Source organism: Haloferula chungangensis (assembly GCF_042664875.1).
Lineage (GTDB): Bacteria > Verrucomicrobiota > Verrucomicrobiia > Verrucomicrobiales > Akkermansiaceae > Haloferula > Haloferula chungangensis.
On the sequence record NZ_JBHTBS010000001.1, the window covers coordinates 342,200 to 366,084 of the forward strand.

General features: G+C 60.1%; 22 protein-coding genes. 6 read left to right on the forward strand and 16 right to left on the reverse strand.

Annotated elements, in window-relative coordinates:
• Positions 1-9: 9 nt before the first annotated feature.
• From ACFQY0_RS01470 to ACFQY0_RS01545, 16 genes are all read right to left on the reverse strand, one after another.
• Positions 10-2,742 (reverse strand): baseplate J/gp47 family protein, encoded by a 2,733-nt coding sequence (locus tag ACFQY0_RS01470; RefSeq protein ID WP_379708330.1) that lies wholly within the window; start codon positions 2,740-2,742, stop codon positions 10-12.
• Positions 2,739-3,932 carry a baseplate J/gp47 family protein gene (locus ACFQY0_RS01475; RefSeq protein WP_379708332.1) on the reverse strand — a complete coding sequence of 398 codons (1,194 nt, stop codon included), beginning with the start codon at positions 3,930-3,932 and terminating at the stop codon, positions 2,739-2,741. Before ACFQY0_RS01475 ends, ACFQY0_RS01470 begins: the two co-directional genes overlap by 4 nt.
• Positions 3,925-4,314 (reverse strand): GPW/gp25 family protein, encoded by a 390-nt coding sequence (locus ACFQY0_RS01480; protein ID WP_379708334.1) that lies wholly within the window; start codon positions 4,312-4,314, stop codon positions 3,925-3,927. The genes ACFQY0_RS01475 and ACFQY0_RS01480 overlap by 8 nt, the downstream gene beginning before the upstream one ends.
• Positions 4,315-4,321: 7 nt before the next feature.
• Positions 4,322-5,107 (reverse strand): phage baseplate assembly protein V, encoded by a 786-nt coding sequence (locus ACFQY0_RS01485; protein WP_379708336.1) that lies wholly within the window; start codon positions 5,105-5,107, stop codon positions 4,322-4,324.
• A 2-nt stretch (positions 5,108-5,109) separates the two neighbouring features.
• A complete protein-coding gene (locus ACFQY0_RS01490) occupies positions 5,110-6,237 on the reverse strand; it encodes a phage late control D family protein (protein ID WP_379708338.1) in 1,128 nt (375 codons plus the stop codon).
• A 7-nt stretch (positions 6,238-6,244) separates the two neighbouring features.
• Positions 6,245-6,547 carry a hypothetical protein gene (locus ACFQY0_RS01495; protein ID WP_379708340.1) on the reverse strand — a complete coding sequence of 101 codons (303 nt, stop codon included), beginning with the start codon at positions 6,545-6,547 and terminating at the stop codon, positions 6,245-6,247.
• A 6-nt stretch (positions 6,548-6,553) separates the two neighbouring features.
• Positions 6,554-7,186 carry a hypothetical protein gene (locus ACFQY0_RS01500; RefSeq protein WP_379708342.1) on the reverse strand — a complete coding sequence of 211 codons (633 nt, stop codon included), beginning with the start codon at positions 7,184-7,186 and terminating at the stop codon, positions 6,554-6,556.
• On the reverse strand, positions 7,183-7,452 hold the full coding sequence (locus ACFQY0_RS01505) for a hypothetical protein (RefSeq protein WP_379708344.1): 270 nt from the start codon (positions 7,450-7,452) through the stop codon (positions 7,183-7,185). The genes ACFQY0_RS01500 and ACFQY0_RS01505 overlap by 4 nt, the downstream gene beginning before the upstream one ends.
• Positions 7,453-7,456: 4 nt before the next feature.
• Positions 7,457-8,800 (reverse strand): ATP-binding protein, encoded by a 1,344-nt coding sequence (locus tag ACFQY0_RS01510; protein ID WP_379708346.1) that lies wholly within the window; start codon positions 8,798-8,800, stop codon positions 7,457-7,459.
• Entirely contained in the window at positions 8,797-9,825 is a 1,029-nt protein-coding gene (locus tag ACFQY0_RS01515) for a Pvc16 family protein (protein ID WP_379708348.1), read from the reverse strand. The genes ACFQY0_RS01510 and ACFQY0_RS01515 overlap by 4 nt, the downstream gene beginning before the upstream one ends.
• Before the next feature lie 3 nt (positions 9,826-9,828).
• Complete coding sequence (locus ACFQY0_RS01520) at positions 9,829-10,698, reverse strand: hypothetical protein (protein ID WP_379708350.1); 870 nt, start codon at positions 10,696-10,698, stop codon at positions 9,829-9,831.
• A gap of 7 nt (positions 10,699-10,705) precedes the next feature.
• A complete protein-coding gene (locus ACFQY0_RS01525) occupies positions 10,706-11,530 on the reverse strand; it encodes a hypothetical protein (protein ID WP_379708352.1) in 825 nt (274 codons plus the stop codon).
• A 6-nt stretch (positions 11,531-11,536) separates the two neighbouring features.
• The gene (locus ACFQY0_RS01530) at positions 11,537-12,046 is read right to left on the reverse strand and encodes a phage tail protein (protein WP_379708354.1); all 510 of its coding nucleotides are present in this window, start codon (positions 12,044-12,046) and stop codon (positions 11,537-11,539) included.
• A 32-nt stretch (positions 12,047-12,078) separates the two neighbouring features.
• On the reverse strand, positions 12,079-14,394 hold the full coding sequence (locus ACFQY0_RS01535) for a phage tail sheath family protein (protein ID WP_379708356.1): 2,316 nt from the start codon (positions 14,392-14,394) through the stop codon (positions 12,079-12,081).
• Positions 14,395-14,876: 482 nt separating this feature from the next.
• On the reverse strand, positions 14,877-16,010 hold the full coding sequence (locus ACFQY0_RS01540) for a M20 family metallopeptidase (RefSeq protein WP_379708358.1): 1,134 nt from the start codon (positions 16,008-16,010) through the stop codon (positions 14,877-14,879).
• A gap of 54 nt (positions 16,011-16,064) precedes the next feature.
• Positions 16,065-16,712 carry a YiiX/YebB-like N1pC/P60 family cysteine hydrolase gene (locus tag ACFQY0_RS01545; RefSeq protein ID WP_379708360.1) on the reverse strand — a complete coding sequence of 216 codons (648 nt, stop codon included), beginning with the start codon at positions 16,710-16,712 and terminating at the stop codon, positions 16,065-16,067.
• 86 nt (positions 16,713-16,798) lie between these two features.
• Between ACFQY0_RS01545 and ACFQY0_RS01550 the strand changes: the two genes are divergently transcribed.
• The 6 genes from ACFQY0_RS01550 to ACFQY0_RS01575 all read left to right on the forward strand — a co-directional run bounded on the left by ACFQY0_RS01550 (position 16,799) and on the right by ACFQY0_RS01575 (position 23,862).
• Positions 16,799-17,269 (forward strand): MauE/DoxX family redox-associated membrane protein, encoded by a 471-nt coding sequence (locus ACFQY0_RS01550; protein WP_379708362.1) that lies wholly within the window; start codon positions 16,799-16,801, stop codon positions 17,267-17,269.
• Positions 17,270-17,420: 151 nt separating this feature from the next.
• Positions 17,421-17,768, forward strand: a complete 348-nt coding sequence (locus ACFQY0_RS01555; protein ID WP_379708364.1) for a chitobiase/beta-hexosaminidase C-terminal domain-containing protein — start codon at positions 17,421-17,423, stop codon at positions 17,766-17,768.
• A gap of 29 nt (positions 17,769-17,797) precedes the next feature.
• Positions 17,798-20,134, forward strand: a complete 2,337-nt coding sequence (locus tag ACFQY0_RS01560; protein WP_379708366.1) for an RHS repeat domain-containing protein — start codon at positions 17,798-17,800, stop codon at positions 20,132-20,134.
• A gap of 801 nt (positions 20,135-20,935) precedes the next feature.
• The gene (locus ACFQY0_RS01565; protein WP_379708368.1) at positions 20,936-21,988 is read left to right on the forward strand and encodes a transposase; all 1,053 of its coding nucleotides are present in this window, start codon (positions 20,936-20,938) and stop codon (positions 21,986-21,988) included.
• Between the two features lie 146 nt (positions 21,989-22,134).
• A complete protein-coding gene (gene pyrF / locus ACFQY0_RS01570; protein ID WP_379708370.1) occupies positions 22,135-22,908 on the forward strand; it encodes an orotidine-5'-phosphate decarboxylase in 774 nt (257 codons plus the stop codon).
• A gap of 147 nt (positions 22,909-23,055) precedes the next feature.
• Complete coding sequence (locus ACFQY0_RS01575) at positions 23,056-23,862, forward strand: MBL fold metallo-hydrolase (protein WP_379708372.1); 807 nt, start codon at positions 23,056-23,058, stop codon at positions 23,860-23,862.
• Positions 23,863-23,885 lie beyond the last annotated feature (23 nt).

Below are 23,885 nucleotides of genomic sequence, written 5' to 3' on the forward strand. Positions count from 1 at the left end.
TTAGTTCTGTCAGAGTTCGAATTCCCTGTGGGTGATGCTCAGGAGGGACTGGGTGTCCGAGAGGTGAATGAGTTCCTGCGGCCGGGCCCAGATGGCGCGGATCGTGCCATCGGAACCTGTCCGAATCCTCGGCGGCAAGCCGGATGGAAGATCGACGGGCAGGATGCGACAGCTGCAGTTTTCCACGCCTACGATGGACTCGACGGCTCCGAAGATTTCGCTGCGATAAAGCCCTGCCCCGAGTTTTCGTTTGCTGATTGAAAAGTGATCGAGCAGGTGGGCACGGACCGCGTCGACGATGTCCAAGGGATCGAATTGCTCGGATTTTACCTGCACTTCGATATCCAGGTTCAAGGGAATGGGATCGTAGGCATCGACGTCTAACAGAACTCCAGGAGTTGCGTGGCTAGCCAGGAAGGTGACGAGTTCCTCGCCGAGATTCCCGAGGCTTCCACCGCCTGCCGGAACGACGGCGATGCGGACATGTTCCTGATGACCGAATTCCGCGGGTCGGTTGAATGCCTTGGCCTGCCAGATGCCGCTGTGCTTGACGGCGAGCGCCTCGAAGTCTGCCAGCGAGACCGCGCGCTCCATGGCGAGGGTGCTGGCCGGAGCGTTTTCCCGCAGGGATTCGGGGCTTTCCAGGTCGTTGCCGCCGATGGATTCGATGGGGTGCTGGACGGCTTCGATGCGTGGATGGGGTTTTGCGAGATGCAACAGCGATCCGGCCGCGACATTTCCAGCGAGGCCATTGCCCACGCGGTAGCTGACGCGGACGTTGCTGCGTCCGCTCGGTAGGCGGCGCCCGTGGTAGCCATCGCCAAAGGAGAAGAGCAAATGCCCGTCTTCAGTCAGCCGGATCGTGTAATGCGGGTCCTCCGGGCGCGAGTCGTGCAGCGAGGCGACCTGCTGCCAGATCTGACCCTCCACTGCGAGGTCCACCGCCGCGGCAACTCCCGAGGGAAGGTGGGCATCGCGGATGAAGGAGATATCCGGCACGGCGAGGATCATCTGCTGGTTCATCTGCGTGGCATCGCCGCTGCCGAGCACTTTCTCCGGCTTCGACTCGCCATGGCCAGCCGTGGACACGTTTCCAAAGAGGATCGTCTCAAAGGCGGTGAATCCGCTCTCAAGCGCTGGCTCCACCTCGATCGAGACGCTGTGAGGCGCGGCGATCACTCGGGTGATGGTGAGTTCCTGGCTTTTTCCCGCTGCGCTGGCGATCAGTTGCCTGCCGCGCTTGAGCTCGGCCGGAGCGGCTGTTAGATCCAGTTGAAGGCTGGAGCCACTGAGTGGAGCATGGTTTTCCGCATGGCCCTTGGGTCGGATGCTTTGGGCAAATCCGAGATGGATCACCGCGTCCTCGGGAATCGCCTGACCGGAGACCGTGAGGGTGAAGTGATCTTCTGCTTCATCGATCCGGGTGACCCGCGCCACGGCCGAAGTGCTGGGGGAAGCGGCGACCAGCCAGTCGCCGGATTTCACGGCGGCTGGGCTGCCATCGAACTCAAGCTCCGTTAGATTGGATCGCATCACTTTTCCCAGAGTCGAGCCGTCGCTGTGGAGGAAGAGGACTTTGTCTGACGAGGTGATGACTGCTTCTCGAATGACTTCGGACGGCGTGTGGGTGATCTGATTGTCCTCGTCGTAGCCGTACACGGAGAGCTCGTTGAGGTGTTCGTCCCAGACCTTGGTCGAGCGGCGCTGTGAGGGGAGTGTCACGGAGTATCCGGTTTCGCGCTCCAGCTCGCCGACAAGGTGGATGCTGGTTCCGGTAGGAGGAAGAGCGCCGTCGAGCTGCAGGCGTTTTCCATCGACCGAAACGACTTTGCGTAGCTCCCACCTGGAGTTTTGAAACCAGGCGACGAACTGACCGGCGTTGAGGGAGAAGTTTTGATCGAGTTCCATAACCTGACTGCCGCGCAGTCGGGGTTTCAGGATGATTTCCGGTTCCAGCAGGAGTTGGACATCGCTCAACTTCACTCCGTTGGTCGAGCCGCTGGCGTCCGCGCCGGCGATGGAAATAGAGGTGTCCGAGAGGGAAGTGACTCTGACGGCTGCGGCCACGTCTTGTTTCATCACGAGCACGGCATGACTGCCTACGGAAACGTCCTTCAACGGCTCTGCGAGCTCAAGATGGCCATCATTTCCAGCATAGCTGAAAGGGATCTGTGATTGATTCCATCCGCGGACCATCATGCGATTCAGCGCGGGATCGACCACGATATCTTCGAGTGTCTCAAAGGTGACCGCTTTGCTGCCGTCCTCGGGCTGGTTCTTGACGGCCAATCCTGCCAGCACCTCGCCGGCTTTTTCCTGCTTGGCCATCAGCGCCAGCTTGGTGGTCGCCGATGCGGGAGGGGCGGGGTGGTAATCGATCATTTTTACCAGCCTGCGAATGTGCTCCCATTCATTCGCGGTGCGCAGATAACTTTCATTCGCAAAGGTGTTCAGGTGGCCGCCGAGTACGTGGACGGAGCGGGAAAAGCTGCGAAGGATTTCCCAGGCGTAGTCGCCGCGCTCGCCGCGGTGGTACTGAGCGAGCATGCGAGTGTGGGCCTCACGCTCGCTTTCGTCTTCCGGTTGGCCGGATTCGAGTTCGGCCCATTTCAGCGCTCCGTCTTCGGTGAATTGCTCGACCATGCCCTTGCGGAGGGCTTCCAGATGGGTCACGGCATTTCCCTCGACGTAGTGCAGTTCGTCCAGCCCGGCGCGGTTCCAGCGTGTGAGGTCCTTCTTCATCCCTGCTGTCCTCCTTTCATTTTCAGGGTGAGGTATCCGCGTTCGGGACGCTGGTTGTTCGAGTCGCAGATGGCGTATTCCAGTCCATCAAGGCGGATCACGCCGTTGTCTGCTTGGTTTGGAAAGCGCTGGCCGACGCGTTTGAAGGTGTTCAGGCAGGCCGCCGTCACGCCTTCGAGGGCGTTCACGACTTCGAAGAGGTCGGAGGCATGGAGGTCTTCACCGAAATTCAGTCGACCCGGTTCAAAGAATCCACCGAGCCCATTTCCCAGTGCCTGGAAGACCGAGCTCCGCACCTCGGACTGGTAGTAGTTCGGGCTGACCTGGATGGTGAGATCGATGCGGATTCCAACCGCTTCCGCATCGGTGAGACAGACCTCTTTTCCGGCCATGCGGTAGGCATCGATATAGGGGCGGAGCATGGTGCGGAGGCTTGGATTTTCCGTAAGATCGGTCACCGGCAACCCGCGTTCCGTGGAGAATCGTGTCAGGTCATTTTCAAGATGCTCTTTCCTTCCGTCGGCCAGTGTCAGGTCGTTCCAGCGGTCCTCCAGGGAGAGGTCGGAAACGTGCCGGGTGGCCACCGTCATCACCATCCATGAGCCTCGCCACTCGCTCCAGGCAACCGCCCGGCTGACGAGTGGATGGTCTTCCAGGCGTTCGGCGTAATCATTTTCCGTGACCATGCGATGCTGGGTGCGGATGGAGCGCGGGCCGGCTTCGCGAGCGAGCTCCATGCGGTGCGGGTACTTTTGCCAGTAGCGCTCCAGCCGCTCGGCATCGCTGTCGGTGGAGGGAAAGTCGGCCTTGAATTGCTCCAGTCCCGGTTCATGGCGGACGGCATCGTAGCCGATGAGTTTCAGCAAACGTCGGACCGATTGAGGACGCCGTGCGGTTTCCAGAAATGCCTCGGAGGCGACCCGGTCCATCTGGTCGGAAAGCTGATCGAGCACGACGGATAGTGTCTCGACGATCACCACCTCCATGTCGGCGGCGGTCCAGCGGCGGCGCTCGGGAAAGCGGGCGGCCAGCTCTTCCATCATGAACATGCGGAAGCCATCGTAGTCCCGAAGCAACCAGTCGAAGTCGTCGCCGGGTTGCGGCAGAATGGGCGGCAGCCTGACCTCGCGTGATGCGCAGTCCGGGCAGCCGTCCTGAAAGGTAAGTTGGATTTGGGGTGTCTCAGCCATGGGGTGATCCAATGAGGAATTTCTGGCGCTCGGTGTGATTGATCGTCGCGAGCGTGTAGGAAATGATGATGGAAAGTTCGGCCCCTTCGCCGGTCACATTGACCGAAAGGGTCTTGGGGTCGACCTCGCCCTTGAGAGCATCAGCCAGGGAGGCGAGGAGACGCTTCTTGGTGACTTCCCAGAGGCCGGGATTGTTCGGCTCGAAGACCAGGGCCATGACGCCCACGCCGAACTCGGGCCGATACCAGCGCTCGCCGTAGAGCGTGAAGAGCACCTGCTCGATCTGCTCCCTCACGTGGTCGAGCCGTGACGACAGCGCAGCACCGGACTCGCCGATGGTGAAGGGAAAGCGCATGTATTGGGTGTTGTTGAGACGGCTCATGATGAAGTCAGTTGGCGGTGGTCTTGGTGGTGAGCAGTGCGGGCGTGGGCGGTGGCACGGGAGGCCCGGAGGGCGTGCCGGGAGCGGTGCAGTTGTGGGTGTGGCTGGCGAGCCAGCTGAGCAGCGAGGTGCCCTTCATAAGCGGTTCGCCGCCGCTTCCTCCGAGCGAGACCATGCCGGCATCAATGGTGACGGCGCTGCCCTTGATCGTGATCCCCGAGCCGGCCATTTCGATCTGATTGCCGCTGGCGTCCTTCACGGTCACGCCAGAAGAATTCATCGACAGCTCGTTGTTGTTAGAATCGGACAGCGAAATATTCGCCGCGGCATCAAGAGTGAGTTGTTCGCCGTTTGCCCCCTTGATCTCGATGGTTCCTTTCTCATCGATGCGGATTTCCGTGCCGCTCGGGTGGGTCAAAAGGAAAGATTCCGCCCCCGCCTCGTCGTCGAACTGAAGGCTGTGGCCGGAAGGGGTGCGGAGAAGTCGCGTGGTCGACGCCTTTTGGGGATTCTCGACGGGCGCTTCGCCGCTACTCTGCCAGAAAGTCCCGCTCCAGATCGGATAATCCAGATTGCCTTCCTCGAACTCGGCCCAGACCTGGGCACCGACGACCGGCATCATGAAGAATCCCTGATCATTCGAACCTCCGAATGGCGCACATGGCAGCGCCCAAGCGGTAACCTCGCCGGCGAGCGCGGAAGGGACACGCAGGCGCAGGCGGCCACGTTTCTCCGGGTCCTCGTTGTCGACCACGAAGCCGCGGTACTTTCCATAATATTTGTTAGGATCCATGGTTAGAGGGCGGATAGGACACCCGGCAGGTTTTCGGCCAGGTTGTCGCCGTAGGCGTTGCGGAGGAGTTGGAAGGACTGGCGGTAGCCATTGCCGTCGAATTTGTGTTCGACCCGGTCGACGTAGTAGATGCCGCTGTGGCGCTCGCCCACGCCGTCCACGCCGACCGTCTTTCCGACGTGGAGAACGTAGCCATAGAGGCTCCCATCGAGCTCGCCACTTGCCTTGATTTTGAAGGCATTCTCATTCGCCTTCGTCTGGGCAATTCGCTGGAGGCGATCCGGGTTGGCCTCGCCTTGCTGATTGAGGCGCCAGTTGAAATCGGCCAGCCCCGAGCTTTCGCTGCCGGCGGCTTCGGGACCGAGGAGTGTCTGATTCGGAGTAACACTCTGCTCGACGGCATCGCTGCCACTTTCCGAAGCGACGTCGAAGGTGACCTGGTCGGGCGTGTGGCCGTCTTCATCGAGGGAAAAGGAGATGCACTGGGTATCCGGTCCGCCCTGAACGATGATGGTTTCCTGAGGGCTGTCGTCGAGCCGCCACGGACCGAAATAGAGCAGGCCCTCGCGGAAGATGAGGTCGTATCCGAGTTCCTGACTTCGGGTCCGGAGGAACCGAATATCGGTCTGGTTCTGATTCAAGGTCACCCCGCTTTCACCCGTGGACTCGGGGTCGAGCGCCAGGCCGACATCGCCCAGCATTTCGCTGAGAATCAGAAGATCGTCGGTGGGTGTTTCGGCTCCCCAGACACGGCGGCGGTGATTGCGGTCCATGAGGATCGAGGCATCCTGGCAGCTGATGATGACGGTGGAAGTTCCGGCGTCCGTGGGGTAGCTGGCGGAAACTTTCTTCAAATAGCCGCGCATCACCTCCTGATCATCTTCACCGAATCGGGCGATGATCTCGATTTCCGCCCACGGCTCGATGAGCGGATCATCCTGAACGAGCCATTGCCCATCGCGATCGCGGCGGGTTTGAAATTGCAGCGTGGCTTCGGTGCCATCGCGACGCGTCATGGTCACGCCTACCTCGATGAGGTAGGGATAGAGGTGGACAATCTCCTCCCCTCCAATCCGAATGACGCACTCGGCTGGCTGAAGGTTTTTTCCACTGAAAAGGTCGAGAAGCATCGTGATTTCAGGTCTTGGTGAGGCGGGGGATGAGGATGACGCTGCCTTCCATCTCCCGCAGCAGCATCACGCCGAGGGAAGCTCTCTCAGCGAATGTCTGACCGTAGAAGAACTCGGGATTTGCATCCATGATGTGATACCAGAGGTGTTGATTGTTGTAGTAGTGCCTGGCCAGGTGATCGAGGCGATCACCCACTTTCACTTCGTGCTCGATCACGCCTTCCACGGTGTGGATGTCACGCGGGCGGAGTCCGGCGAACTCTCCGCTGAAGGGACGGGTGCGGGCGTAGCGGCTCTTCTTGGTGATCATGACGTGTTAGAATACGAGTGAGATGGATCCGGAAACGGAGGATGCGAGGTTGATGCCTGCGCCGATGGCCTGACGGATCTTTTCCACCTTGTAGAACGGGTTGTCGCCTTCAATGACCCGGAAGCTGAGCCCGGCCTTGGCGCGGTAGGGCACCAGCGAGGGAAGGTGGGCACTCTCATCGATCTGGACGCTGGTTAGAAAGACGGGCAGCACATGGGTTCCCCAGACCAGCAGGAGGACCGAGGCATGTTCGTCGCGTTGGAAGGCCCGTGCGCCACCGAGCCCGAGGCTGGAGAGTATCTGCATTCCGCCCGGCCCCTGGGTTTTTGGTTCCAGCATGCTGCGGAGCGTATCGAGTTCCGGCTCGACTCCGAGCGTGCTGGCGATGGGGTCGCCGGTATTCATGCGGTCGGTGGCATCTAACAGGATTTCCATGCTGAACTCCTCGGCGGCGACGGACACGCCCTGCGCGACGCGTGGGGTATCGAGCGGCGAAACGAAGTCGTAACCGCGGAAGCCCGGGACTTCGCTGTTAGATAGTTGGAGTGTTCTCGTGCGCGAGATCGTCTCGGGATTGAACTCAAAGACCAGAACGAGAGGCGGTAGCGAGAGCGCGTATTCGAGGAGAAAGCCCTTCATGATCGACCTCCCTGGGTTTCGTGGTTTCCGTCTTTCGTCATGACATGGCTCAATTCCTGGGCGACCCGCTTGGCGAGCAGGGCCGCGCTTTCACCCGGGCGGTAGGTGATGGGTGGAAGGCTGATTTTTTCGATCGTCGTATCTTCGCTGACGCGCAGACGGCCGAATTCGCCTGCCAGATGTTGGGCGAAAGTGCGCTCCTTTCCGCGCATTTCCGACGGCAGGCTGAGGCGCATTCTTTCGACGTTGAGTTGGTGGTTTTCCATGGGGTCAGAAAGCGGTGGTTTTGGGAAGGTGGGAGGCGAGGATGCCGAGGTCGTGGGTATCGATGGCCTTGCCGCTCTTGGTGAGTTCGCGCCAGACCGCGAGAGCGAGGTGACGGAGGTGGATTTCCGTGCCATCGTCGGCAGCGAGATAAGCGGCGTGGAGTGCGGCGTTGCGGATATTTCCGCCGGTGAGGCTCACCGCTGAGGCGATCTCATCGAGATCGATTTCCGCGCCAAGCGGCGCGCGCGAGGGAAGGAGCTTGTTCCACAGCAAGGCGCGGGCATCGGCATCCGGTTGGGGGAATTCGACCACCGCCTGGAAGCGTCGGTAAAAGGCCGTATCCAGGTGGTCGCGCAGATTCGTTGTTAGAATACACGGCCCGCGATGTTGTTCGATGCGGGCGAGGAGGTGGCTGACTTCCATGTTTGCGTAGCGGTCGCGCGCCTCGCGAAGGTCGCCGCGCTTGCCCATGATGCTGTCGACCTCATCGAACTGGAGAATGATGGGCTGGCCGTGCGCGGCATCGAACAGGCGGTTGAGGTTCTTCTCGGTTTCTCCAATGTATTTGCTCACCAGTTTTCCGAGATCCACGCGGTAGAGTGGCCATCCGAGTTCGTTGGCGATGGCGAGAGCGGCGAAGGTTTTGCCGGTGCCGGAGCGGCCGGTGAAGAGGGCGACGGGGCCGCCGACGGGTTGCCCCGCCCACTCACCGACGACCACTTTCTCGTGGTGAATCCACATCAGGTATTCGCGGATAATCGCTTTCCTGTCGGCAGAGAGGATCAGGTCGTCCCAGTGGGCCTTCTGCTCGACGAGCACGGCACCGGGTGGTGCTTCATTGTCGGGGACATTGAGCAGGCGGGCGACGACTCCTCGGGCGGGTTTGAGAATCTGGAAAGGGCCGCTGCCTTCGACTTCGATCAGACGGCGTTTACGCAGCGGCTTGTCTGGTAGAAGAATGCCGCGGAGCATCGCGGCGTCCGCCAGATCGAGTGCGAGCATGGCCTGGACCAGTGCGAGGGTGGCGTGAGGATGGTTCAGGCCGGGTTGCAGCGATTGATACATCCATGCCAGGCGGGGCTGGACTTCCGGGAGGAGGGCACAGACGAGGATGTCCATTTCCAGCATGCTGAGGCCGTCGACGGGAAGGTTTGCCCAAGCCCGGGCATCGCTGCGGAGCTGAAGGATGGCTTCCTGCTTTTCGCGCAGTTCGGTGAGGCGTTCATCACTCACCGAGCGTCCTTGGCGCGCGTCCTGCAGGCAGCCACCGAGCATTTCCATGCGGGCCCACTCGTCGGTGAGGACGGGGAGAACGGGCGTTTCCGGATGGATGGCCGTGGGAGTCATGAATCGGTGATGCTGATGAGGAGTGGATTGCTGCGGAGCTGGTGGTTGTTCACGGTTCTCCGGGCGTAGAGCATGACCTGGCTGGACGGGACGTCGGCGAAGATGGCGGGAAGAGCGACCTGCTGGGGAAAGCTGGCTGTGGCAGGTGGAAGATTTTCGGGATCAATCTCCTCGGAATGCGGGGCGGCGGCTGGGTTGGCGATGGCCAGTTCCTGCCAGCCGGTGTCCGGTCGCCAGCTTTCCCAGACGAGCTCGACGGTTCCTGCCGGATCTCCGGCGATCCAGAGTTGGGGGGGCGGTCCGGCGGCCTCGGTTTTGGTGAGGATCTGGCTGAGTGCGAGGGCCCCACCCGCGACCCAGGCGATCTGCGGTTCCCAAAGCGGATTCCGGATGTCGACCCGGCTGGCGCGGACCGCAGGCGGACTGGCTTGGGTGGTGACGGGGGCGTGGCGGGCACCCATTTTTGCCAAGCTTTCGGCACCGATGGCACCGACGCGAGGGGGCTCGACCCGGCGGGTTTCGGGGACGATAGGGATGAGTGAGAATTCGTAGGCAATCGACGGCCGGATTCCCTGATCGCCGCTGACATTCCAGAATTGGCTGACCTGATCTTCGCTGAGGGAGTGGAAGATGGCTTCGGCGCGGAAGGGGTCGCCATGGCTCGCACCTGGCGGGATGAACTCGGACAGTGCGAGAATCGGGGACTCGTGGAAAAGCCGCATGACCTCACCGAGCATCCGCATTTCATTTTCACCACCGCTGACATTGTCGATAGGAACGCCGAACGCGGAAAACAGGCAGTAGAGCCGAATGCGAAGGGGATCTCCGGGGCGGGACATCGGACCGTAGGCCGTCGGCTCGAAGCGGTAGAAAAAGAGATTCAATTGGTTGCCGTTGGCCGGGGTCACTTCGCCGGGTGAGCCGATCTGCAAGCTGATGTCGGCGGGCACATCCTCCATGTTCGCGCTTAAAAAGGAACGGATGGATGCGCAGGCGTGAGAGAGGGATGTGGGCTTGAGCGGCATGATCTACAGGGTCTTCTGATGCCAGGGAATGGGAGTCGTGGTTGGGGCGGGGGCCGGCTTGCGGGCCTGGTCGGGCTGGATGATGATATCGATCTGACCGATGGTGACCCGCGGGCTCCGGGTGGCCGGTTGCGGGGCTTCTGAAGCCGGTGGGAGCGCTGGGCGGGTGGCTTGGGCTGGCGTGGCAGGGAGGTGCTCGATGGCGGTGGCAGGTGCTTCCTTCAGAGCATCTCTTTCACTCGCCACCTGGGGAGGCAGCGTGCGCTCGATGACTTCAGGAGAGGGCGTCGTTGGGATGCTCGTTGGTGTCTCCGGACGTTCCACTTCTTCAAGGGAGTGCGTGGGGATCACCTGCTCGGACTCGCGGGGCGTTGGCTCGATGGTGCTCTTGTCGATGTGCTCGACGGGGAGCTCATGGGCTTCCGTCGGCAGGGCTTTCTCCTCGGTGATCGTGCTGATTTTTTCCGCGGCCGGTTCCTTGGAGATGATATTCTTTGCCACTTCCACAGGGATCTCGTGAGTGATCTCCCGGTCCTTGTAGATGGTTTCGCTCAAGGTTTCGGGCTCCGGTGGGAGAGCCGTTTCCGACTCTGAATCTCGGATGACGGATCTCTTTGAAATCGTTTCAATAACTTGGCGTTCCTCGGGATCGGTCTCCGGAGCATCCAGAGCTGAGCTCGGTCGATCGACCTGGGTGGTAGGGTGGCGAGGAGGATCGTTGGATGGGATCGTTCTTTCGGTCGGCTCGCCTACTGTGGGTGGCGTAGGTGAAGATTGGACCAGCGTTTCCAACTCCGCCGGGATGCCGGTTTGCTTCGGTTCGACTCGCGGAACGGCGAGCGCATCGCGATAGATGTCCTGGAAAAAACTCATAGGGGGTCTACGCGACGTGGTGACTCGAGGTGGCCTGCGAGGTCCCATGGGTTGATTCGATGATGGCGAGGTAGCGTTTCCGGCGGCTGCGGCTGAGACCAAGGATCTCGCGCTCGCTCCAGTGGTAATGACGCGCGATGGTGTCGACGTCCCGGAAGACGGCATCCGCCTGAAAGCTGCGGAGGCGTGCGTAGGGGTCGAGACTGACGCTGGTCTCCGATTGGCAGTTGGGACAGGTGACCTGACCGTTGAATCCAAGTTCGGGCATGGTTTCCTCAATCGCCTTTTCGATCAGCTTTTCTTCAGCGTCGGTGAATTCGATCCGTGACCCGGAAATCAAAAGGAGCTGGATCATCTTCTTCCTGACCATGGCTTCGTCCAGGTAGCCATCGAGTGCGTCCTGATCACGGCCGGTCGGGACGCGGAAGGTCCATGGCTCGTCGTGATTCGGCAGCTTGACGGTCACTTCCGGAAACGATTTGCCCGCAGGCTTCAGGGGAAGATCCGAGTAGCGGAGGGAGAAATCAAATTTCTCACCGCAGTCGGAACAATCCTGAGTGAACCAGGTGAGATCGCTGCCGAGTTGGAGAATGAGTGCGCGGACGATGACGTGTCGATCGCCCACGCAGAGGTCGTGCAAACGATCGAAGTCCGCATCTTCTCCGCCGATGTGGGAGACGCAGCAATCCAGGATTCGGGTCAGGCGGTTTGGCCAGGATTCGTGCGTTGTTAGAGTTTCGGAGAGGATGATTTCGGAATGTCCGTCGAGAGGGCGTAGGGTGAACTCCCGCAACCACTCATCGCCTCTCTTCAATCCGCCGGGCAGAATCATGATTGCCTAGCTTTCGGTCGGTTCTGTCACGGCCGTGTCGCGCTCCCAGCCCTCGTGCTGCAGGGTGATGGATTGGATTCCGACCGCATTCATGGATCCGGCATCAAAGTCGGGGAGTGCCTGGAAATCCGAGACCCAGGCGCGGTAGAGCTTGTAGGAAATGGCGAGTGAGCCCTGAAGGTTGAGCACATTGAGCACGATGTCCTTGCGGAAGTCCTTGAGGGACATCGCGGCACTTCCCTGGATGTTGTTCACGAGGTTGGCCCAGTTTTCGAAAACGGGATCATGGGTGAGGCCCTGTTCGAGCGAGACCGGTTCGTAGGAAGTCCCGCCCGGAAGGACGCGTTCGTGTGCGGGGTCGCCGGCGGTCCTCCATTTGACGGATTCGGTGGTCTTCTTGAGCGCTCCCATTTTGCTGAGGCCGGCGACGATGGCACCGTCGATGACGACTTGGAACATGAAGGTGCGATAAGGGTCGTAGCGGTGGGCGTTTGCGGAAAATAGTGGTGCAGCCATGGTTCTGGTGAGTTGTTATTCGGGTTGGATGGTTACTGTTGATTGACCTTCTGTTGGATGCGGACGATGACGAACTCCGCCGGTTTGAGGGGGGCGAAGCCGACGACGACGATGACCTGGCCGCGGTCGATATCGGCCTGGGTCATGGTGTCGCCGAGTCCGCAGCGGACGAAGTAGGCATCGTTGGCGGTTTTTCCCTGGAAGGCGCCGGCGCGGAACAGGCCGTTCATGAAGCCGCCGATATTGGCGCGGAGGGAACCCCAGAGGGGTGTGTCATTGCCCTCGAAGACGGCCCATTGGATGCCGTTGAAAATGCTTTGCTCGATGAAGATCGCGGTGCGTCTAACCGGCACATAGCGCCATTCCGGATCCGCCTTGGTCGAGCGGGTGCGGGCACCCCAGATGACGGAGCCGTAGCTGGGCAGGCTGCGGATGCAGTTTACGCCGAGGGGGTTGAGTTGGTCCTGTTCGCCATCGCCCACGGCATACTGAAGTCCGGAGACTCCCAGGAGTTGGGTTTCGACTCCGGCCGGAGCCTTCCAGACGCCACGCTTGCCATCGATCTTCGCCCACATGCCTGCGGCGAGGGAGGACGGGCCGATATTGAGGGTGCGCGAGGCCGTGGGGTTGGTGTCGACGTTGTAGAAGGGATTCGCGACCGCGACCCATGGGTAGTAGAGGACGGAATAGGTGGAGGTGGGCAGACCCATCTCATCGACCGTGGCTCCCTGATCGAGCTCGAGTCCTTCTTCGGGATCGATGATGAGAACGCGATTTTTCAGAGACTCGCAGTGGGCGAGGCCTGCCGAGAGAACGGCGCTTCCCGAGCCGTCGGCGGCCCACTGCTGGCCGGGCATGACGAGAATGCTGACATCGCGGACTTTGCGGAGAACGTTTTCAAAAAAGCTGCTGAAATCCGCGGGCGTGGGTGCCGCGAGTGAGCCGTCTTCAAGCGATGTCCCCTGATTCAGCAGGCCGAGGCTTTCGATTGGAATGACCGCGGAGCTGCCCTGGCTGACCGTGCGACCGCCGACGGTGGTGCCGGTATCGAGTTCCAGATGGGTGGCGAGTTCGCCAGCGCTGACGGTGAGCTGGGAGCTCGACGCCTCGGAACTACCCGAACGCAGCACGAACTCGTTGGAGCCGTTGTAGATGGCAGTGAAGTCGCGATAGGTGGGCGACGCGGGATTGATCGCCCTGACGGCGGTCTGGATGGCAGCGGCGATGATGGCGCCGTCATTGGCGTTGTCGCCGCTGAGACCCAGGGTCGCCGCATTGAGGGAGATGGTCCGGTTGCCGAGGTTGTCGATATTCAGGACCAAGTCCATCGGCTGGGAGAATCCCGCGAGGGCGGCGGAAAAATGGTCAGCATTTGCCGGAAGGGCACCACCGGTCAGCGTGGCGCGTTGGCCCGGATCGATGCCCATGGCGCGGGCGAGCTCGCCGTTGAAGATGGTGAGGCTCGCTTGCGACCCATCCTCCGGGGAGGTCAGGGTGAAGCGTCGCGTCACACCGTTGTAAGTGCAGGTGAAGGCCTGGAGGTGGTCCGCCGCGCCGAGCGCGTGGACGGCTGCCTCGACGTCAGCAGCGAGGGCATTGCCATCGGCCGTCTGATTGCCAGTGAGCACGGTATTCACTGTGATCATCTGCGCGCCGATGCCGTTGATATTCAAAGTCAGAGAAGCCGGGATGCTTACATTGCTGGTAAAGTGCGCGTCGTCAGCAGGAGGCTGACTTCCGACGATGACGGCGTCCTGATACTGGGCGGCCGTGTTGCCAAGCTCTGCGGCGGTGGATTCGACACTTAATCGGACTAAAGATGATGTGTCGTTGACTTGAGTCAGGGCGTAGTTGCTGTCCTCAGCACGCATGGAGAGGTTGGGGAATACCTCGTCCGCAACGAATTCATTGTTCTCCCGGTGGCCGACTTCCAGAGTGAAGAGCGTGCTGAAGGTGTCTGGCTTGATAATTCGGAAGAAGACGGAATTACCCCAGTCGCCTTCGTTTCGAGCGGAAATGATCAGCGTCGGGGTCGCGCCGGTGCCCTCTCCGGTCACGGAGTTGCTCGCGCTGGTGGATGCTCCGCCAACGATCCGACAAATGTAGGCCGAGCGGCCGCCGTTGAGGTAGAATGCCTGAATGGCCAGGCCCATTTCGTCGGTCTCCGAAGCCACACCGCCAAAGTCTGTTTTGTAGTCCTCAAGATTTTGGATCAGAACCGCTTCGCCCGATGGACCCTGCGGCGACACACCGACAAAGGCTGCCACCGAGGTTGATACGCCCTCAATGGGCTTGGAACCACTTGGAATCTCTTCAATGTAAACTCCAGGATGTAAATATGATGCCATAACAACTCAACGTACTAGTGCAAAAGTGTTAGCGGTGGCAATGCTTTTCTGGTGCGATTGACTGGCTCGGAGGCTTGCTGGAACCCTTAAGTTAATTGGGTTTTAAAGGTTTAAATGAGATGTTGCACTTCGACGGCAGTGAAAGACGGCTCGTGCCAAAAGACATGGGAAAACTTGATATTCAATCGCTCCGTGGGGAGTGTTGAGGGGATCGTCGGATGATTTGGAATAGAGTTCCAATATCGTCACCGATTTTGGGGGCGAACGGAGTCGTGTAGGGGCTCAAAGTTTCGCTCGCCGCCAAGCGCGAGGACGCCGAGCGCGAGGACACCGACCACCGCGGAGCATGCGCCACGACTCCGACCACTTATGGCGGAGAAAGCGGAGGACTCATTCCGTGGTTGGAGCTCACCCGAGCGAAGTTGGGTAGGAAGAATCGCTCCGTAGGTGAGCCGCTAACAGGGGGAGCCTCTCGTCGTTCTTTAAGAGACGATGGGATGGGAGAGATCGCGGATCAGACTGTCAAAAAAGTCGGCTCCCTGTTCCAGATCGGAAACCCGGATGAATTCGTCTTTGGTGTGCGCCTGGTCGATGGAACCGGGGCCCATGCAGATGGAGGGGATGCCGACTTCCGACAGGTGGGAGGCGTCTGAGAACCATGGGGCGCCGACGGTTTTGGAGTCGGGCTTCACCGCTAGAATCCGCTTGATCCATGGATTGTCGGCGGGGGTTTCCATGGGGGGCTTTTCCACGGGAGCAAGGATCTCGATGTCCTGACCGGCGAGGGATTTCTGGATAAGTGCGAGCGCACCACCTGCTTCTGTTAGAGAGGGGGTAATGCGGATGTCGACTTCGGCTTCGGCGTGATCGGGGACGATGTTCGGTCGTGATCCGCCGTGGAAGACGCCGATGTTCATCGTCGAGTGACCGAGGATGGGGTGGGTGAAGCTGGCGAGTTTGGGGATGAGCTCCTGCTCCAGTTGGTCGAGCGAGCGGGCGAGCTTCATGACGGCGTTTTCGCCGCGCTCCGGTTGCGAGGAGTGGGCGGCTTTGCCCTTGGCCCGCAGGGTGGCCCAGAGGGAGCCCTTGGTGGTGTTGACGACGTCGAGGGAGGTCGGCTCGCCGACGATGGCGAACTGGTAGTCCTTCCCGTAAGTTTTCCCGAACTGGATCGAACCCCACTGCGAGGACTCCTCTCCCATGAAGCCGACGAAGTCGATGGCGACCGGGGAGTCCTTCAAGGCGGCGGCGTTCTGCTTGAGTCCCCAGAGCATGGCGGCCATCGGGCCCTTGGTGTCGGAGGTACCGCGGCCCCAGATCTTGCCATCGCGAATCTCGGCGGCGAAGGGATCGATGGTCATGCCGCCGACCCCGACGGTATCGAGATGCGGACCGAGGAGGATGCGCGGCCGTCCATCGAGTGGGGCGAAGCGGGCGATCAGGTTCGGGCGACCGGGTCGGATCTCATCGAGCGTCACATCAGCACCGATCTCGCGCAGCCAGGCCGCGAGGAAATCGGCGATGTCCTTTTCGCCCGTGCGATCGGTTCCCGGCGAGTTGTCGGGGTTGACCGAAGGAATCCGGACGAGCTGTTGGAGGAGGTCGGTGACTGTCACGCGAACAGGGAACCCTTAAACGCGTAATTTTAAACCTCAAAATCTCCCCATCACTCAGTTCTTTTTCGTCAAGCGGGGGACTTCGACCAGCAAGGGCGAGGCGGCGAGGTCGCCGGGAGCGACGGCAGGTTCGTCGAGGGGCAGCTTGTCGAGGCCGCCGTAGCGCTGGTCGATGACCTGCTTCACGGCGGGTGCTTCGAGTTCGTAGCTGCGGAAGGGGCGCTTCTCGCAGAGTTTCACACCGGCCTTTTCATAGGCCTTCCAGACGAACTCGGAGCAGTAGAGTTTTTCGTCGTCCCAGCGAAAGTGCACGTCGTAGGGCAGTCCGGCCTGCTTGGCGGCCCAGTTGCGGGCGCTGATCAGCGAGGCGGGATCGACGGCTTGCTTGAGGCGCATGGCGTGGAAGGTGCCGGGCAGGCTGCGCTGGATGAAGCGCTCGAGAGGGGTGACCTGCACCGGCTGGATGGCCTCCATCACCAGGAACTGGCCGTCTTTTTTGAAAACGATGCCGCAGTGGGTGAAGGGAGAACCGGTCGCGGCGCGGACCGCATCGCTTTGCGGGCCGGCATTGCCTTGGAAGACGATGTCGCCTTCGCGCAGATCATAATGGACGGGTGCAGGCTTCTTTAAGCGCGATCCTGCGCTCGCGGAGAGGGGGAGGAGGCCGATGACGGCGACAAAAAGGGGCAGCAATCGAAGCATCCTGACAGCGTAGCCTGAGGACCGAAAAGATCCACAGGATTCCGCGCTTGGAAGCGGCGGGAGCGGTGCTTAAATTCGCAGGAACAATGACGCCGAAGACCCCATGGGATTACACCATTCTCACCGTCCGCGTGGGGCTGGGATTCTGGTTTCTGGTTTTCGGCGCGCTGAAGGTGTTTCAGGCCGGGGGAATCCCCGCCTTCTCCCGCCAGGTGGGCAAGTTCGAGATCCTGAAAGACCCTTGGAACCTTCCGGTCGCCTACTTTGTGCCGTGGTTTGAGATCATCGTCGGGCTCTGCCTGATGACGGGGTGGCTGGCTCGTGGGGCGTCGCGAGGTGCTGCGGCATTGACCTTCCTTTTCATCTTCGTCTCAGGACAGGCGTGGGTTCGCGGACTTGATGCGGATTGCGGTTGCTTCGGGAAGCTTTTCACTCTCGATCACGGCTCGAAAATGGCACTGCTGGTGGCGCAGTTGGTGGCAGTGGTGTTCGTCATCGCCACGGAGAGCCGGATGAATCGGAAGATTTTCAGCGGTTCGCAAATGCGGCTGCCCTAAAAGTGACACGGATCACGGGTTTGTTCACGTTTATGAGGGGCATCCGAATTCGCTCAAGTAAGGAGAGGTCGGAGCGATATTTTTGTTAGGATTGAAGAATTTTCTTGAACGTGGCGATCCTTAACTCCAATGGATAGCTACACATATAAAAATGAAAAGTGCCTCCGGCCTCGTATGGCCAATCGTCGGTTATCTTTTTTTGTCTTGGCCCCTAGTGAGCGCTGTTGATCAGCCTGCATTTAGTCCGGGGTCCCTAGAGTCTGCGGTAGGCTTTGAGGTTACAGTGACCTGCGGCACTCCAGGTGCGGACATTTTTTATACGACAAATGGTATCGACCCAAGTACGGCCGATGCAGCAGTAATCTCAGGATCCACCATTTTCATCGCGAAGTCACAAACGCTTAAGGCAAAAGCGTGGTTAGGAGGTGCAAGCAGCAATGTCACAAGTGCAGATTATACTCTCACGGGTTGCATATCAGCTGGGAGGAGGGTCGAGTGACCTCGTATGAGTGGTGTCGATGCGGCGACATGCGAAAGCTGATCGATCCGCGCGGTTCCGTCACCCAGTGGAAGCGGGCCACCGATGGCCGAGTGCTTGAAAAGATCGCCCATGACGGGACCAAGACGAGCTATTCCTACCAGCCCCGTTCGGGACGCTTGGAAAGCGTCACCCGGCCGAATGATCAGGGCAGCGGGCACCCCACCGTGACCTTCACTTACACAGCGGATGGCATGACATCGCTGGTCGACTACCATGCGGCCAATACCCCGGATGCGAGTTTCAGCTACCTTGACGGGAGCGGAAAGCCAGACCCGCTCGGCAGAATGACCTCGTGGACGGACAGCATTGGAACCACGAGTTACAGCTACATCGCTCTCAATGGCTCGAATGGTGCGGGGCAGCTCTACGAACAAAATGGTCCGCTTGCCGATGACACCATCCGCCAAGCGTATGACTGGCGCGGTAGGGGAAATCTCCGCCAAGTTCGCAGCGATGCGGGCACGGTGCTTCATTCCAGCGGGGTGACGATTGATTCGCTCGGTCGCTTGACCCAGTCGGTCAACGAACTTGGCACTTTCAATGCCACTTACAATCCGGGTAATCTGACCGGGAAGATGAACGCTTTGTCCCGGCCAAATGGCATGAGCACGCAGTTCGACTGGTATCCGGCAAACGCGGGAGCGAACGCGCTTGGGCTGAAGGAAATCCACCACAGCCGTGCCGGGACAACGGTATCGAAGTTCGGCTACGAGTATGACCTTGGAGGTCGGGTCAGCAAATGGTCGCGGCAGCTTGATGCGAGCCCAGCGAATGGGAAGAGCTGGAAGCTGGGCTATTCACGAGCAGGTGAACTAACGGGCTTGGTGGAGACCAACGCGCTGGGTAGCGAAACGAAGCGCGGGAGCTGGAGCTATGATCCTGCCGGGAACTGGTATGCGGTGGGGGATTCCAGCAGCACTACCCACCGGACCAACGATGCGATGAACCGCTTGCAGAAGATCGGCGGCGCAGGGCGCACGGTGGTGGAGGGTGAGATGGATGAAGCGGCGACGGTCAATGTGGACGGTCAGCCTGCCACGGTGACAGGCATTCCTGGAACGGGCGACTTCACGTTCCGCCGGGAGATCGCGGTGCAGGAGGGCGCGAATACCTTCGGCATCACCGCCACCGATGCGAACGGCAACAAGACCGAGCAGACTTACAGTGTTCAGGTCGGCGGCACGCAGTCGACCTACGGCTACGATTTGAACGGCAACTTGCTTTGGGAGAAGGATCCCGGCGGCACGGTGGTTAGAAGCTTTGAATGGGATGGGGCGGATCGTCTGAAAGCGGTGAACTGGGGTGCCCAGCGGATCGAATGGACCTACAGCGCGATGGGCCAGAAGGTCAGCGAAAGCGTGAATGGGACTCTGAGCCGGAAGTTCCATTGGGACGGCGTTGAGCTGCTGCTCCAGCGAAGCGCGGCTGGAGTGATCGAGAAGAAGTTCTATGGAGATGGTGAGCTGCGGGTTGGCGGAGCGGATGCCGGGAGTTACTTCTACACGCGTGACCACCTCGGAAGCGTGCGTGAAGTGGTGAAACAGGACGGCAGTCTGCAAGCCCGCTACGACTACGATGCCTACGGCAAACGCACGACGATCACCCAGGTTCCCGCCTATCTCGGCGGTTGCGACTTTGGCTACACAGGGCACTTCACGCGGGCGGCGCTGGTTGCTGGCAAGACGGAGTTGGTGCTGGCGCACTACCGCGCGTATGATCCGAACCTTGGTAGGTGGCTATCACCGGATCCGCTTGAAAACGTCACCGGGGAGATGGCGGAGATGCTTCCCGAGGGGCCGAATCTCTACGCCTACGTCGGGAATGATCCAATCAATGGTATGGATCCGCTAGGTTTATACGATCCGTTCAGTCCATGGGGGATGGGGCAATACAACGCCGCGCAGCGGCGGGGGGAAGAATGGGATCCTTTTCATTACACCAAGGCATTTGCGAGATGCGTCAGGGAGGATGACGAGTTCCGAGAAATGACTCGTCCGGGTGTGACCTTCGCGTTGGGTATTCATGGAGGCCTTGCAGCAAGAGGGGGATTGGTGGCTTTAGCGCCCAATACGATGTATCATTTTACGTCAAGTGCGGCGGCAGCTTCAATTCGAACACAGGGAGTAATCAATGCGGGCCGAGGGCTCTTTGGAAAGGGTGTCTATGTGAGCGCGATTAACAGCGCCCGAATCGCGAGATGGATGGGCGCAAAAAGCACTGAGGTATGCATCAAGGTGTCCACAAAATCGGTTGAAAAAGCACCAACGCTCATTCCTAGTGCCTATCGGCTTCTGCGGGACATCGGCAAAGAGCTAATCAAATGATCGTCGTAGTTCGGATTGTTTTGGCCATTGTTTGCATAGGCCTCATTTCTCTCTCGGCTTGGTTGGTTCTTGAGAAGTTTCAGCATAAAGGAGTCCTGGCAATGGTCGAGCTATTGGTGGCATCGCTTATTTCGGTGATTGCCCCCTCAATAGTGGCAGAGCGAGTCGTGCGTCGAATTTCAGATGATGAAGACTAATCCGGCTCTGTAACTGGCTTTAACGTCAAGAACGGCGCGACCGTCGAGATGATTACTACGGTTGCAGCAAAAAGGTTTCCGGTGATAAATCTTGCAATCGTTGAGGTGGTTACGGCAATTCCAGTAGATGTCGGTCACGCTCCGCGCCGCTGCAAAAGCCCCCACCGGCGTGCTGTCACGCGAGCTGCTGGCCTGCGGTGAGCTTGTGACGTGCGCGGCGTAATGCGGAGTGCCCGCCCCCGTCACGGGTCCCCCCAAAGGGTCCCCCCGTGCCGCCCGCGCTCCGCATTACCGCGCAGTCACAAGTCACCTCCGGCCGGGCAGCCCCCGCGCCAGCACGCGATTGGTTCGCTGGCGCTCAATTTCCCCCGCACATGCCACCCGGCCGGGCGTGCGGCGGCTTTGCCCGCCTCCCCGTAGAAAAGGACACGTAGAAAAGGACACACCTTTTATCAGAATCCCATTGACGCTGTGATTTGCGGAGTTCAAGCTCTTCCCCGTTATGGCGAAGAAGCGGTGGATTTGCCCTCGCGTAGAAAAGGACACACCCTTTATCAGAATCCCATTGACGCTGTGATTTGCGGAGTTCAAGCTCTTCCCCGTTATGGCGAAGAAGCGGTGGATTAGCCCTTGGAAGGATTCGACAGAGAAGCCGAGTGTCTACCATGTGGTTTCGCGGGTGGTGGAGCGGCGTTTTGCGTTCGGGCCGGAGGAGAAGGAGAAGTTCCGGATGTTCATGCGCATGGCGGAGAACTTCACGGGCTGCCGGGTGCTGACTTACTGCGTGATGTCCAACCACTTTCACATCCTGCTGGAAGTGCCGCCGATGCCGGAAGAGGGGCTATCGGATGAACTCTTGTTCGAGCGGCTTCGGGCGCTGTATTCCAAGGGCCGCGTGGCGGCGGTGGCGGAGGAGTTGGCGGATTTGAGGAAGCGCGGGAACAAGGTGGCGGAGGCGGCACTCAAGAAGTCCTACAGCTACCGGATGCAGGATTTGAGCGAGTTCATGAAGGTGCTGCTGCAGCGCTTCAGTCACTGGTTCAATAAGGCACACGATCGGACCGGGCGGCTGTGGGAGCAGCGATTCACAAGCGTGATGGTCGAGAACGGTGTTGCGTCGCGGACGATGGCAGCCTACATCGATTTGAATCCGGTGCGGGCAGGGATTTGTGAAGATCCGGCGGACTACCGTTGGAGTGGCTATGCGGAAGCGGTGGCGGGAGGAAAGCGGGCGCGTGGTGGATTGGTGCGGGCGCTGAAGCTCGGGGATGGCCACGTGGGCACGGCGCGGGCCTGGGCTCAGGGAGGGCTCGCCAAGGAGTATCGGGCTTTGTTGCTCGCTGCGGCTGCCGAGGTGAGGATCGACGGCCAAGTGAAGCGGAAAGGGATGAAGGAAGAGAGGGTGCATAAGGAGTTGGCGGCGATGGAGGGGCGGGGAAGCGATTTGGCGATCTCGAGGGTGATCTGCCATCGGGTGAGGTATTTCACGGACGGTGTGGCGATAGGGGGGCGGGAGTTCGTTGATGAGGTTTTCCGAGAATGCCGTGAGCGATTTGGATTGCGGCGGATGGATGGAGCAAGAAAACCGCGTGGCGCGCTGGCGGAGTTGGCGGGAACGGTCTGGTCGGCGCGGGATTTGCGCTCCGGGGTGGGGTGAGAAACCTGAATGCGAGGTCATCACTCGGTCCTGAGCCGCAGTCGAATTCTGAGAATGCGACGAACGGGGTGCTGGATGCGGCATCTTCTCCGGGTTGACACGGATCTCGGGTTGCTCCCTGTGGCAACACGCGCCACTATTCGGCCATGCGCTACGCAGAACGACTTCAGAAACGGATTGATGAGACGGGCTCCCGCCTGTGTGTCGGGATCGACCCGCGGCCCGGAGACGACGGGATCGAGGCGGTGCCGGATTTTCTCAAACGCCTCATCGATGGCACCTGGGAGCAGGCCGCGGCTTTCAAGCCGAATATGGCTTACTTCGAAGCGATGGGGCTTCGCGGGATTGAAATTCTCGAGGAACTGCTCGGCGCGATGCCGAAGGAGGTGCCAATTATTCTGGATGCCAAGCGCAGTGATATCGGGGAGACGCAGAAGTACTATGCTCATAGTTATTTCAGTCACTGGAATGTCGATGCAGTGACGCTGAATCCCTTTCTCGGCTACGATTCGATCGAGCCCTTCCTCGGTTGGGAAGGGAAGGGGATCTACTTGTTGGCGGTGACGTCGAATACGGGCTCCGCGGATTTCCAACGCCAGCAGCTGGCCGACGGGCGCTCGGTATTTGAGTTGGTGACCGCGCTTGGCGAACGCGCGAAGGCGGAAGGGAAGGCGACCGATGCCGGCTATGTCGTCGGGCTGACAAATGCGGCTGGTGTGCTCGCGAAGATTCCGGACTCGCCGCTGCTGGTGCCGGGTCTCGGCGCTCAGGGTGGGGATCTTGCGGATTTGGCCTCGGCCGGGCGTGAGGCCCCGGATGTGATCAATGTGTCCCGGGGCATTTCTTATGCCGGTGATGAGCGGAGTTTTTCCGAGCGGGCCAGGGACTGGGCTGAGAAAATTTCGAAGGCCTACGAGTGAGCTTTGGCTCGTCACTGAGGAGAAACCATGATGAAGGACGGAGGATCGAATGAGAAACGGGTAGAAACCCGCTATTCAGGGTTGAAGCCGCAAAAAGGCTGGCCTCAGCGGAATTATAAGTTCTTCCGTCATCGAATAGTTCCCGGAATGTTCCGCAGGCCGGATGGTGCGGAGCAGGCGCCCATCTTTGATGCGCCGGAGGCGGGCAAGGTGAGGCTCACCTGGGTGGGCCACGCCGGATTTTACATTCAGTTTGCCGATCACTCGCTGATGGTCGACCCGAACTGGGCGAACTGGCATGGCTTTGTACGGCGGCAGCGTCGACCGGGGCTCCCGCTGCGGGATATTCCAGAGCTTGATCTGGTTTTGGTGACGCATGCGCACTTTGATCACCTGCATAAGCCGAGTTTGCGTGTGCTGCAGGCGCGGGAGGGTATCGTGGTGCCAAAAGGCAGCGGCTCACTGGTGAAGCGGCTTGGATTTCCGAGCGTGCACGAAATGAAGATATGGGATCGCAAGGAGTTCGCCGAGCTGCATGTGACCCACACGCCGAGCCACCATTGGGGCGCTCGCTACCTTCATGATACGCATCGTGATTTCGGGGGCTACCTGATTGAAGCGGGTGGGAAGAGCGTGTTCCACTGCGGCGACAGCGCGTGGTTCGATGGCTTTTCGGAAATCGGGCGGCGCCTTCCTGGCATCGATGTCGCACTGATGCCGATCGGTGCGTATGAAGCTCCCAGCGGACGAGATGTGCATTTGAATCCTGAGGAGGCGGTCAGAGCCTTTGCCGAGATTGGCGCCAAGGTGATGATTCCGATGCACTACGGAACCTTTCCGCTGGGAAATGAACCGCTGGAAGAACCGGTGAACCGCTTGCTTCAGGAAGCGGACCGACTGGGAATCAGTGAAAAGATCCTCATTCCCGAAGAGGGAGTGGGAATTGAGTGGTGAAGTACGGACGTGGTTTGAGGTCG